This is a genomic window from Sphingomonas lacusdianchii, assembly GCF_022664395.1.
Classification (GTDB): Bacteria; Pseudomonadota; Alphaproteobacteria; order Sphingomonadales; family Sphingomonadaceae; genus Sphingomonas; species Sphingomonas lacusdianchii.
The window spans coordinates 163,479-175,335 of sequence record NZ_JAKRET010000003.1 but is presented as its reverse complement, the minus strand read 5'-3'; the positions used below and the strand labels follow the sequence as shown (position 1 = coordinate 175,335).

The 11,857-nt window shown below is 68.2% G+C and carries 10 protein-coding genes; 5 read left to right on the top strand and 5 right to left on the bottom strand.

Going from position 1 to position 11,857, the window contains the following annotated elements; all coding sequences use genetic code 11:
• Positions 1–83 precede the first annotated feature (83 nt).
• Genes MF607_RS05780 through MF607_RS05760 form a run of 5 tightly spaced genes read left to right on the top strand, consistent with a single transcriptional unit; the run spans position 84 to position 5,565 of the window.
• Positions 84–1,205 (top strand): anhydro-N-acetylmuramic acid kinase, encoded by a 1,122-nt coding sequence (locus MF607_RS05780; protein WP_242116618.1) that lies wholly within the window; start codon positions 84–86, stop codon positions 1,203–1,205.
• A 9-nt stretch (positions 1,206–1,214) separates the two neighbouring features.
• Complete coding sequence (locus MF607_RS05775; RefSeq protein ID WP_242116617.1) at positions 1,215–2,387, top strand: hypothetical protein; 1,173 nt, start codon at positions 1,215–1,217, stop codon at positions 2,385–2,387.
• 35 nt (positions 2,388–2,422) lie between these two features.
• On the top strand, positions 2,423–3,517 hold the full coding sequence (locus MF607_RS05770) for a DUF2336 domain-containing protein (RefSeq protein WP_242116616.1): 1,095 nt from the start codon (positions 2,423–2,425) through the stop codon (positions 3,515–3,517).
• Positions 3,518–3,522: 5 nt separating this feature from the next.
• Positions 3,523–4,902: a PAS domain-containing sensor histidine kinase gene (locus MF607_RS05765; protein ID WP_242116806.1), complete on the top strand. Its 1,380-nt coding sequence runs from the start codon at positions 3,523–3,525 to the stop codon at positions 4,900–4,902.
• 54 nt (positions 4,903–4,956) lie between these two features.
• Positions 4,957–5,565: a TetR/AcrR family transcriptional regulator gene (locus tag MF607_RS05760; RefSeq protein WP_242116615.1), complete on the top strand. Its 609-nt coding sequence runs from the start codon at positions 4,957–4,959 to the stop codon at positions 5,563–5,565.
• On the opposite strand, the gene MF607_RS05755 is transcribed toward MF607_RS05760, so the two are convergent.
• The 5 genes from MF607_RS05755 to MF607_RS05735 all read right to left on the bottom strand — a co-directional run bounded on the left by MF607_RS05755 (position 5,542) and on the right by MF607_RS05735 (position 11,850).
• On the bottom strand, positions 5,542–6,123 hold the full coding sequence (locus tag MF607_RS05755) for a biliverdin-producing heme oxygenase (protein WP_242116614.1): 582 nt from the start codon (positions 6,121–6,123) through the stop codon (positions 5,542–5,544). The genes MF607_RS05760 and MF607_RS05755 overlap by 24 nt on opposite strands.
• A gap of 69 nt (positions 6,124–6,192) precedes the next feature.
• On the bottom strand, positions 6,193–7,884 hold the full coding sequence (locus tag MF607_RS05750) for a hypothetical protein (protein ID WP_242116613.1): 1,692 nt from the start codon (positions 7,882–7,884) through the stop codon (positions 6,193–6,195).
• A gap of 42 nt (positions 7,885–7,926) precedes the next feature.
• On the bottom strand, positions 7,927–9,003 hold the full coding sequence (locus MF607_RS05745; protein ID WP_242116612.1) for a protein-glutamate methylesterase/protein-glutamine glutaminase: 1,077 nt from the start codon (positions 9,001–9,003) through the stop codon (positions 7,927–7,929).
• Positions 9,004–9,005: 2 nt separating this feature from the next.
• Positions 9,006–9,857, bottom strand: a complete 852-nt coding sequence (locus tag MF607_RS05740) for a CheR family methyltransferase (RefSeq protein ID WP_242116611.1) — start codon at positions 9,855–9,857, stop codon at positions 9,006–9,008.
• A gap of 67 nt (positions 9,858–9,924) precedes the next feature.
• Positions 9,925–11,850 (bottom strand): methyl-accepting chemotaxis protein, encoded by a 1,926-nt coding sequence (locus MF607_RS05735; RefSeq protein WP_242116610.1) that lies wholly within the window; start codon positions 11,848–11,850, stop codon positions 9,925–9,927.
• Positions 11,851–11,857 lie beyond the last annotated feature (7 nt).

The following is an 11,857-nucleotide window of genomic DNA, read 5'->3' as shown; positions in this document are numbered from 1 at the left end:
GTCCACGTATCTCGACTTCGCACTTGTCGTCGCCCTACTATGAAGCGTGTATGGGGCGGGATGAACGCCCGGCGGAGAAGTCCATGCTTGCGATCGGCCTGATGTCTGGAACCTCGCTCGACGGCATCGACGCCGCGCTGATCGAGACCGATGGCGAGGGTGCGGTGCGGCCGGTAGCGTTCGTCGGCACGCCGTATAGCGATGAGGATCGCGCGGCGTTGTCGGCTGCGACCGAGTTGGCGTTGTTGTTCAACGATCCGGGCGAGCATCCACTAATCGAGCGGGCCGAGACGTTGCTGACGCGGACCCATGCCGCCGCCGTCGCCGCGCTGCTGGAGCAGGCCGGGGTCGAGGCACGCAGCGTCGATGTGGTCGGCTTTCATGGCCAGACGGTCGCGCATCGTCCGGACAAGGGCTGGACGTGGCAGCTGGGCGACGGGGCGGCGCTGGCGGCGGCGACCGGCATCGATGTCGTGGCCGACCTGCGCATCGACGATGTCCGTGCGGGCGGGCAGGGGGCGCCGCTGTTGCCCGTCTATCATGCCGCGCGGGCGGCGGGGATGGAACGGCCGGTGGCGGTGCTGAACCTGGGCGGGGTCGGCAACATCACCTATGTCGGCGAGGGCGACGAACTGATCGCGTTCGATACCGGCCCTGCTAATGGCCTGGTCGACAGTTGGGTCGAGGCGGAAAGCGGCGCGCGCTATGACGAAGGCGGCGCGCTGGCGGCATCGGGACAGGTCGACGACGCGGTGCTGACCGCGATGCTCGACCATCCGTTTTTCGACTTGGCCGCCCCCAAGTCGCTCGACCGGCACGATTTCACCATTCAGCCGGCACGCGGGCTGTCGGCGGCGGATGGCGCGGCGACGCTGACCGCATTTACCGCCGCCTGTGTTGCCGAGGCGATCGACCGGTTGCCGGCGCGGCCGACCCGGCTGATCGTCGGCGGCGGTGGGCGGCATAACCCGGTGATGCTGCGGATGATCGCCGAGCGGACCGGCGTCGCGGTCGAGCCGAGCGACGTCCATGGCTGGAACGGCGACGCGCTGGAGGCGGAGGGGTTCGCCTATCTGGCGGTGCGGTCCTTGAGGGGATTGCCGATCACCTTCCCGGGAACGACGGGCGTGTCGGCGCCGCTGACCGGCGGCACCTTATACCGGGCGACGCGGGCAGGGCTGGCGTTGCGGGTCGTGACCGCTTAACCGGACGCGATGCTGACCGGCCTGATTTTCGCGACCGAAGAAGCCGAACACCAGCCGGGCGTGCTGGCGGCGACCCTGCCATTCGGCGGAATGACCCTGATCGAATATCAGGCGCGGCTGCTGATCGCGGCGGGATCGGCGCAGTTGCTGGTCGCGGTCGGGCGGGTGACGCCCGCGCTGGCGGCGGCGGTCAACCGGATCGGGCGGCGCGGCGCGACCGTCGATATCGTGCGATCGGCCGAGGAAGCGAAGGCGAAGGCGCATCCGCTTGCCGTTATCGTTGCGCTGGCCGACGGGCTGGTCACCACCGATGCGGTGGTCGCCAACATGGCGCTGGAGCCGGTCGACACGCTGCTGGTCACCCCGACCGGCGATGCGACGTCGGTCGAGCGGGTCGATTCGGGACATTGCTGGGCCGGGGTCGCGACGCTGTCGGTCGACCGGCTGGAGGATGCCGCGCGCCTGCCACGCGAATATGATTTCCAGTCGACGCTGCTGCGCGTCGCGACGCAGGCGCGGGCCAAGCATGTCCTGTTGCCGGCCAAGGCGGCGCGATCGGGGCACGGCGTCGAGCGCGATGCCGGCACGCTGGAGGTGCGCAGCAAGGACGTGCTGGCGTCGCTGGCCGAACAGCGTACCGGATGGATCGATCGGTTCGTGTTCACGCCGGTGACGCGGCTGGTGCTGCCGTTGCTGGTCCGGCGCAAGGTGCCCGATATCGCGGTCGGAATCGCGGGCGGCGCGATCGGACTTTTCGGATTGGCCGCCATCCCATTTTGGGACGCCGGTGGCGCCACAGTGCTGCTGTTCGCGGCGATGGTGCTGCTGTCGGCGGGTTCGCTGCTCGGCTGGTTGCGCGGCGAAGACGGCCATGCCGCGTTGCAGGAACGTGGGCTCGAAGTGCTGGGAGTCGCGGGAATCCTGGGGATTGGGCTGGTCCAGTCGCTGATCGTGTCGGCCGGAACGGCGGCGGTGTTGGCGCTGACCGGGGTATTGGTGACCATCCTGACGCGGCGGATTCCGGCACCCCGGCCGCCCTGGGCGGCGACGCCGGCGACCGCCTTGGTCCTCCTCGCACCGTTCGCACTGGCTGGAACCGTGACGCCCGGGCTGGCATTGGTCGCGGTTCATGCGGGGGTTACCCTCGCCCATGCAATCGAACATTTGCGGCGTCGGGCTTAGGATCGCCTTAACCGCTATTGGTTAATGCGAGTACCATGTCCGACGATCTGCTCGATCCCCGCGATGCCGATGCGTCCGCCGCTTATCTGCTCGACCATGTCGCCGCAGCCGAGCGTGCGGGACACCGCCGACTGCGCGCCTCCGCCGATCATTTCCATCTGCCCGCCGATGCGCGGATCGACGATCGCACCGCCGCCCGGCTGGACGCGACGATGCGTGCGACCGTGGCCAGTGTCGAAACCGAGATTCGCGACCATGCCGTGCGCCTGCTGACGTCGCGCGGGCAGGCGGCGGTAGCGCAGGGGCTGCGTGCGGTCGGATCGACATTCGAGCGAGTGCAGCGCGCCGGGCTGTTCCGCGATCCGGTATTGTTCGGCGAATTGTTCGCGCGGGTCCGGCTGGACACCATCGGGCGCGCGCTGCCGACGATGGTGATCGAGGTCGGCGACCGGCCGACGATGATCTCACGGCTGGCGCAGGCGAGCGACCGGCTGGTCGCGGCCGCCGCCGTCGCGATGCTGGCCGCACAGGCGCGGCGCGGGTCAGTGATCGATGGCGGGCCGGTTGCGGTCGACCTGGTCCGGCCGCTCCACGCGCGGATCGCATGGTGGGTGGCGGCGGCGCTGCGCGATGCGGCGGAGGTCGGCGACTCGATCGCCGCGCTCGACGCGGCCTTGGCCGAATCAGTGCGTCGTGCGATCGATGCACAGGGCGAATTGGTGCCGATGGAAATCGCGGCGATGCGGCTGGCACAGGCGATCGATGCGCAGGGCGATGAAGTGCCCGCGCTGCTGACCGAGGCGATCGGCGACGGGCGGCTGGTGCTGTTCGTGGCGCTGGTCGCGCGGGCGAGCGGGCTGGCATTCGACCGGGTTCGCGATCTGGTGATCGATGCCGATGGCGCGCGCCTGTGGGTGGTGCTGCGGGCGCTCGCGGTCGACCGGGCGACGATCGCGCGCATTGGCTTCGCCCTGGCCGAGGCGGAGCCGGTCCGCGACATCGAACGCTTTGCCGATCAGCTGGACAGCATCATGGGCGTCGCGCCCGAAGCGGCACGCGTCGCGCTGGCGCCGATGGCGCTGGATGCCGAATATCATGCGGCGATGCTGGCGCTGGGGACGGCCGAGTGATCGACATGCGGCTCGGTGCGGCGCCCGCCATCGGGCGGCTGTCGGCGGACGGGCTGTTGCTCGACGCCGAACCGCGCCTTGCCGAGCTGAACCGTCGTGCCGGCGGCGGACCGGGCAAGCCGGTCGCGGTGCCGCAGATCGCGGCGCTGGTCCGGCTGGTCCGACGGCTGGGCATCCCGCTGACCCGCGCGATCGTGGCGGCCGATGGCGACGACGATATCGCGCTGACCGTGCGCGCCGAACCCGACGAACTGGGCATCCGGCTGGAGGTCAATGGCTGGCGGGCCGGCGCGGCATGGGAGGCGGAGCATGCGCCGCGGCGGGCGAGCGATTTCCTGCGCGCCGATGCCGACTGGGTATGGTCGACCGATGCGGCGCTGCACCTGACCCATGTGTCCGACCATGCCGGGCAACGCTTCGGATTCGATTCGCAAACGGTGCTGGGCCAGCCGATCACTCGCCTGTTTTCGCTGAGCGACGATGGCGAGGGCGGCTTTCCGATCCTGGGTGCGCTGGCGTCGCAGAACCGGTTCGAGGGGCAGGAGGCGCTGATCCGCGGCACGGCGCATCGCGTCCGCCTGTCGGCGGTGCCGCGGCTCGATGCCAATGGCCGCTTTGCCGGGTTCGACGGCGCGGCGCATGCGATCACGCCGCTGCCCTCGCCGCCCTTCGCCGCCGAAGCCGGCGGGACGGCCGAGCCGAACACCGATTTGCCCGACGGGTTCAGCCGGCGGATCGGCCGCGCGCTGCGCCATCCGCTGGGGCGGATCATCGCCAATGCCGACAGCATGTCGGCGCAGGCCGACGGGCCGCTGCGCGACGATTATGTCGCCTATGCCGCCGATATCGCCAGTGCGGGCCGGCACCTGATGGGGCTGGTCGACGATCTGGAGGATCTGTCGGCGATCGAACGTGCCGATTTCGAGGTTGCTATCGAGGACCTCGATCTGGCCGATGTCGCGCGGCGCGCGGCGGGCCTGCTGGGGGTGCGGTCGATGCAGGGCAATGTCCGTATCGACCGGCCGTCGTTCGACGATTCGCTGCCGGCGCGCGGCGAGTTCCGCCGGGTGTTGCAGATCATGGTCAACCTGATCGGCAATGCGGTGCGCTATTCGCCGCCCGGCGGCACGGTGTGGATCCGGCTGGAGCGCGACGGCGACAATGCCTGCGTCATCGTCGCCGATCAGGGCAAGGGTATCGCCACCGGCGATCAGGAGCGCATCTTCGCCAAGTTCGGCCGGGTCGATCCGACCGAGGCGGGGGGCAGTGGCCTCGGCCTCTATATCGCCCGGCGGCTGGCGCGGGCGATGGGCGGCGACATCCTTGTCGACAGTGCGCCGGGGCAGGGCGCGCGGTTCGTGCTGGTGCTGCCGGGGCGGTCCTGACGCGGGTCCGTTTTCGCGGTCGCATCGGCCGCGTTCGATGCTATCACGCGGGCCATGGGACGCAGGTCGGATCACAGCCGCGCGGAAATCGAACACATGCTGCTGGTCGAGGGGCACCGCCATCTGGCCGAGGTCGGCTTCGCCCGGTTTTCGGCGCGCGAGGTCGCCAAGCGGATCGGCTATTCGATCGGCACGCTGTACAATGTCTTCGGCAGCTATGACCGGTTCGTCGTCGCGCTGAACACGCGGACCTTCGGCCTGTGGGCGAGGGATCTCGAATCGGTGCTGGCGGCGTGCAGCGGCGACCGCATCCGCTGTCTGGTCGAACGCTATTTCGCCTTCGCGCGGACCAACCGCAATCTGTGGCTGGCGATCTACGACCATCATCTGCCCGGCGACTTCGCGTTGCCCGAGGAGGATCACCGGCAGCGCGGCGAACTGACCCGGATCGTGATCGATGAGATCGCGGCGGTGCTGCCGCCCGACAAGGCGCCCGACGTGCCGAGCCTCGCCCGGTCGCTGGTCGCGACCGTCCACGGCCATTGCATGTTCGACCTGACTGGCAGCTTCGCGCTGATGGGCGAGAGCGAACCGGTCGAGATGGCGCTGGCCCGCGTGCGCGAGACGCTGGCCATCGCGTCAGGCGAACGCCGCCTCGGTTAGCGCGGCGAAGCGGGCAAAGGCGGTGCGGGCAGCGCCGATCATCCGCGCTTCGTCGGCTTCGGTCATCGCCGCATCGTCCACCGCGGCGGTAAAGCGACGCCAGTGCGCGGCGCGGCCGTCGGGATGGCCGGCAAGATGCCGCGCACCATGATCGGCATCGAAGCCGATACGCTGTGCCGCCTTGATGAGGAACGCCGCGCCCAGCGACGATCCTTCGGCGACGTACAGCCAGCCGAGCGCCGCCGGTACGTCGCTGGCCGCCACGGATGCGGCATCGGGAACCGCAGGCGGCGGCAGCGCGACGGCGGACAGGTCGGCGGCGATCGCGGCAGAGCGGTCGCGTTCGGCGAGGTCGGGGACCAGCGCCTGCAATACCGGATCGGCATAAAGCGGGCCGAGCGCGGCATGAAACGCCTGCTGCACCCGCAGGAAGCGGACATAGCGCTCCGGCGCAGCGAAGGGATCGAGCGCCATGATCCGCGTATCGAGCCGGTCGTGCAGATCGGTAGTCGCGGCCTTCAGCCGCTGCGAACGGGTCGGGGGCAGGGAGGTGGACACGCGGTCCGTCTAGCCGCTTCGGATCGGGGGGTATAGCGGCCCGTCCGGTACCGGACGCGCCGCCACCGATCAGAACAGCCCGTCGTCGTCCTCATCCTCCTCGACGACCGCGCTTGCCACCACGAAGCAAGGTGGCACGTTGGCGGCGTGGATGTCGCGTTCCTGCGCCATCGTGTAGAGCGCCGCGATCTGCGGCAGCAGCGTGCCGAGCGTGGCCAGCGCGTCTTCCGAGAGATCCTGCGGCAGCGTGCTGACCGCGAGCACGATCGCCGATTGCCGCATCGTCGCGCCCAGCTCGAGCTCGGCGCCGATCTCGTCGCCGGTGGTCGTCAGCAGTTCGATCAGCTGGCGGGCATCGTCGCCGCCTTCGCGGACCGCCATCTCGGTGCGCTGGCAGCCTTCGCGAATGACGCCGAGCGCCTGGGCTAGTTTCGTGCCCATGTCGCCGCCCGGAGCGTCGCCGCGCTTGGCGGTCAGCGCGGCGTTGACCTCGGCCAGTTCGCGGATCGGCGCGCCGATGCCGCGCATCGCGTTGCCGAGCGAATGGGCATAGATATCGACCTCGCCCGCCACGACCGACACCGCCTTGCCCAGATCGCCATGGCGGCGGCACAACAGGCGGGTGTTGGTGGCGATATCCTGCACGTTGAACTGTACGCGCTGGAGATGGGCAAGGCGCCCGGTCAGTTCGTCGACGGTCTCGGCAATTAGATCGAGCATCGCGGCCGAGCGATGATCCGCTTCCTGCAACTGCCCGGTGATGACCGCGATCTCGCCGACCGCCTCGTCGATCTGCGCCAGGAACGGGCGGCCGTTGCGGCCGGCATCGTCGTCGACCAGCGTGAGCAACGCGTTGGTATCGGGCTGCAGGGCTTTCAGCGAAGCGACCAGCCGGCTGGCGTCGCGGTCGAAATCGACCGAGCTCGCCTCCAGCTGCGCGGCGAGCAGATGATGGACGACGCCGGTGACTTCGGTCAGCGCCGGTTCGGGCAGGGTCAGCCCTTCGAGCAGTTGCAGTCCCGAGACGACATGCTCGACCCGCTGGCGGGTGCTGTCGCCGACCTGCAACGCGCCGAGCATCGTCGCGACGCGGCCCTGCACGGTGCGCGCAATCTCCGAAACTTCGCGGGCCATCGCCGCGACGTCGCCCAGATGGCCGTGCAGCGCATCGGCGTCGCGCGTCAGCCGCTGTGGCACGGCGGGCAGGATTTTCTTCGCTTCGGCGGCCAGCAGCCGGCCGGCCTGCTGCACGCTGCCGACGCTGGTCGACAGCTCCTTCAACTTGGCGAGAAATCCTTCAAGATGTTCCTCGCCGGCCGCAAGGCGTTGGCCCATGTCGTTGACGAAGCCGACGAAGGCGGGTTCGCCGGAGGCGGCGATCTTGATGTTCATGCCATAGATGTGGAGCACGCGCAGCGCCTGTCGCATGTCCATCACATGGTCGCGCAGCACGCGGGACGCGGTGCCGATCCGGGCCATGTCGGCCTCGCGCTCGGCCTGCACCACCGGCAGCGCTTCGAGTTGCGCGGCGACCTCCTTCAGACCGGTGACGGCGATGCCCGCGACGCTTTCGTCGAGCGCGCCGGTCACTCCCTCGATCGAGGCGATGATGCGGTCGATCGTGTCGATCGCGGTGGCAAGCGTGGTGCCGGCGCGGACGAAACGTGCGTCCATGCTCGCCGCCATCAACGCCAGCGTGCGTTTCAGATCGGCTGCGTCGATCGCCTGACCCTGTGACAAATCGATCCGAAGGTGCTGCATGTCAGAGGTCCTAGACGAGGAGGAAGGTGGCAGTGGGGACAATCATCGTGCCGTCGCCAGCAGCAGTTCACGGGCAATGTTCTGGAGCGGTACGACCTTGTCGGCGGCGCCGCGGGCGATCGCCTCCTTGGGCATGCCGAACACGACCGAGGTCGCTTCGTCCTGCGCGAAGGTGCGGGCACCGGCCTGCTTCATCTCCAGCAGGCCGCGTGCGCCGTCGTCGCCCATGCCGGTCATGATGATGCCGACCGCGTTCGACCCGGCATTGCGCGCGGCCGATCGGAACAGCACGTCGACCGACGGGCGATGGCGCGAGACCAGCGGCCCTTCGCGCACCGCCACGACATAGCGTGCCCCCTGCCGTTCGAGCAGCGTGTGGCGCAGGCCGCCGGGCGCGATCAGCACATGGCCGCGCATAACCGTGTCGCCGTCCTCGGCCTCCTTCACATCGACCTGGCACAGGCCGTTCAGCCGCTTGGCGAAGGCGCGGGTGAAGCTTTCGGGCATATGCTGGACGATGACGATGCCGGGCGAGTTGGCGGGCAATTCCTCCAGCAATTCGCGCAGCGCCTCGGTTCCGCCGGTCGACGCGCCGATGCACACCACCATTTCGGTGGTGCGGCTCATCGCGCGGCCGGTGGGCGGCGGCAGGACGGCGTCGGCGGTCAGCTTCGCAGGCGGGGAATTGATGCGACTCGACGGGGTGCGCGTGCGCAACCGGGCACGGGCGGCGCCCTTCACCGTGTCGCGAATCCGCATCTTGGAATCGTTCAGATGGTCGGCGACGCCGAGGCGCGGCTTCAGGATCACGTCGACCGCGCCCGCCTCCAGCGCGTGGAGGAGCGTTTCCGATCCCTCCTCGACCAGCGAGGAGCACATCACCACGGGAATCGGCCGCTGGCTCATCAGCTTGCGCAGGAAGGTGACGCCGTCCATGCGGGGCATTTCTACGTCGAGGGTAATGACATCGGGAATCTCTTCCTGGATGTAGCGCGCGGCGGCGAAGGGATCGGCGGCGGCGGCGATCACCTCGATTTCGGGGTCTTCGTTGAGAATGCCGGTCATCGCCTGGCGCACGCTGGCGCTGTCGTCGATCACAAGGACGCGAATCTTGGCCATGCTCAGTCCTTCATGAAAACGGTGTAGGAAACGGTCGAGACCGGCAGGTCCATGCCGGCGATCGATTCCGAATGGCCAAGGAACAGATAGCCGCCGGGCCGCAGGCAGTCGCACAGCCGGCGCACCACCTTTTCCTGCGTATCCTTGTCGAAATAGATCAGCACGTTGCGGCAGAAGATGATGTCCATCGGTTCGCCCACCGGATAGCTGGCGTCCATCAGGTTCAGCCGCGCGAACCCGATCGCCGAACGCAGCGACGGCACGATGCGCACGTCGCGCGACGTGCGGTCGACCGGCGTCGCGACATAGCGCTGCCGCAACGCCGCCGGCACCGGCTGGACCAGTTCGGCCGGGTAGATGCCGCGCCGGGCGGTTTCCAGCACCGTCGTGTCGATATCGGTGGCGAGGATGCCGTAATCGGGACCGCCGCCTTGCGCGAACTGGTCGAGGATCATCGCCATGGTGTACGGCTCCGCGCCGGTCGAGCAGGCGGCGCTCCACGCGCGGATGCGACGTTGCCCGGTCGCGGCGATCGTCGGCAGCACGGTCTGGGCCAGATAGTCGAAATGAACGGGTTCACGGAAGAAATCGGTCTTGTTGGTGGTCACCGCATTGATGAGGTGGACCAGTTCGCCCGGCGCGGCGCGCCCGTCGAACAGGTGATCGCAATATTGATCGAACGTCGCCATGCCGGTGTCGCGCAGCCGCCGCTGCAACCGGCCCTCCAGCATCGTCGCCTTGGTCCGCGGCATCTTGATCCCCGTCTGATCGTAGATCAGCGTGGCAAGCCTCGCGAATTTGTGCGGGCTGAGGCGGTCGCCGGGGGGTGTGGTCTGAGCCAAGGCGGCGGACATGCGGCGGTACTTTCTGATTGAGGCGACAGGGAAGGGCGGGGACGGCGGTCACCGCCCCCGCGCGGGTTCAGGCGGCGCGTCCGAAGTCAACATCGTCGCCATCGGGGCCGCCTTGCGTCAGACCGAGCGCGAAGCCGCGCGCGCGGGACTGCTGGTCTTCGATCGAATTCGGCTTCGTCCTGCCCTTGGGTTTGGCCGTGGCGGCAGGCGCCCTCGAACGGGCCGGCTGCTTCGCCGCAGGACGGCGCGGTGCGGCGGCTGTACCGGCACCAACCTGGAAAAAGGCAATACTCGATTGCAGCTCGGCGGCCTGGCTCGACAGTTGCTCGGCGGTGGAAGAGATCTCGTCCGCGGCGCCGGCATTCTGCTGCGTCACCTGATCCAATTGCTGCAGTGCCTGATTGATCTGCGACGCGCCGATATCCTGTTCGCGGCACGCGGCGCTGATTTCGGACACCAGATCGGCGGTACGGCGGATGTCCGGGACCAGCCTGGTCAGCATATCGCCTGCCTGGCCCGCTGCCTGCATCGTATCGGACGACACCGCGTTGATTTCGGCGGCCGCACTCTGACTGCGCTCGGCCAGCTTGCGGACTTCGGCAGCGACGACCGCGAAACCGCGACCATGTTCGCCGGCCCGCGCCGCCTCTACCGCCGCATTCAACGCCAGTAGATCGGTCTGCCGCGCGATTTCCTGCACGATGCCGATCTTTTCGGCGATGGTGCGCATCGCGCCGACGGCCCGTTCGACCGCAACGCCGTTGGCTTCGGCATCCTTGGACGACTGCCGCGCGATCTTCTCGGTCTGGGCGGCGTTGTCGGCATTCTGTTTGATGTTCGACGCCATCTGCTCCATCGAAGCCGACGCTTCTTCGGTGGCCGCCGCCTGTTCGGTCGCGCCGCGCGAGACCTGTTCCGACGCAGCCGACAGTTCCTGGCTGCCGCCCGCGACCTGATCGGACGCGCCCGAAACGTCGTTGGCGAAGCGGGTCAGATTGTCGATCAGCGTGTTGATCGCGTCCTTCATCCGCTGATGATCGCCGTCGCAGTCGATCTCGACATGCTGGGTCAGGTCACCGACGCTCACGAGCCGGAGCACGCGGTTCCCTTCGCCGATCGGCAGCAGGATGGCGTCGAGCATGCCGTTGATCCCGTCGACCATCTTCGCGAAATCACCCCGGAACCGCGCGGTATCGCCACGTTCGCTCAACCGGCCGGCGGTCGATGCCGCGATCAGCCGCTGGATCTCGCCGATGATATCCTTGAAATTGGTGCGCAGCGTTTCGACCGTGTCGTTGATGAACGCCTTCTTGCCCGGGAACTGCTCCAGCGTCGCTTCGAAATCACCCTCGCCGAACGCCTTGATACAGGCCATCGCCTTTTTCTTCACCGCAATATGGCCTTCGACCATGTCGTTGATGCCACGCGCCATGACGCCGAAATCGCCGGGGAATTGCTGCGCAGCTACCCGCACGTCGATGTCCCCGCGATCATGTTCGGCCGACATATGATTCATTTCGGCGATGAGCGTCTTGAGGTTGCCGCGCAGCGTTTCGATGGCGTCGTTGATGAACGCCTTCTTGCCCGGCAGTTTTTCGAACGGCACGTTGAAATTGCCGGTGGCCAGTTCGCCGATACAGGCCATCGCCGCCTTCTTGACGTCGATATGCGCGCGGACCAGCGCGTTGACGCGTTCCGCCATGATACGCAGGTCGCCGCGATAGGCATCGGGCACCAGCATGACGTCGATATCGCCGCGATCGTGCTCGGCACGCACCTGCGCCACCGCTTCGTTGATCCGCACCACCGGACCAAGCGCGGCGTCGAGCAGCGCGTTGACCGCGATCAGCATTTCGCGCGCCTCACCGGTGGCGTGATCCTCGCGCAAGCGGCGCGACAGGTCGCCATCGGCCAGCGTCTGCGTCAGCGCGCGAATTTCCGCGATCGCCGTTTCGGGGCGCGAGGAGCGTTTGAACTGAAGAAGTACAGACATATTCTAC

Bases quoted from the DNA above. Each gene is read 5' to 3' on its own strand.
- MF607_RS05780 (WP_242116618.1), top strand. From the start codon at position 84: ATGCTTGCGATCGGCCTGATGTCTGGAACCTCGCTCGACGGCATCGAC.
- MF607_RS05775 (WP_242116617.1), top strand. From the start codon at position 1,215: ATGCTGACCGGCCTGATTTTCGCGACCGAAGAAGCCGAACACCAGCCG.
- MF607_RS05770 (WP_242116616.1), top strand. From the start codon at position 2,423: ATGTCCGACGATCTGCTCGATCCCCGCGATGCCGATGCGTCCGCCGCT.
- MF607_RS05765 (WP_242116806.1), top strand. From the start codon at position 3,523: ATGCGGCTCGGTGCGGCGCCCGCCATCGGGCGGCTGTCGGCGGACGGG.
- MF607_RS05760 (WP_242116615.1), top strand. From the start codon at position 4,957: ATGGGACGCAGGTCGGATCACAGCCGCGCGGAAATCGAACACATGCTG.
- MF607_RS05750 (WP_242116613.1), bottom strand. From the start codon at position 7,884: ATGCAGCACCTTCGGATCGATTTGTCACAGGGTCAGGCGATCGACGCA.
- MF607_RS05745 (WP_242116612.1), bottom strand. From the start codon at position 9,003: ATGGCCAAGATTCGCGTCCTTGTGATCGACGACAGCGCCAGCGTGCGC.
- MF607_RS05740 (WP_242116611.1), bottom strand. From the start codon at position 9,857: ATGTCCGCCGCCTTGGCTCAGACCACACCCCCCGGCGACCGCCTCAGC.
- MF607_RS05735 (WP_242116610.1), bottom strand. From the start codon at position 11,850: ATGTCTGTACTTCTTCAGTTCAAACGCTCCTCGCGCCCCGAAACGGCG.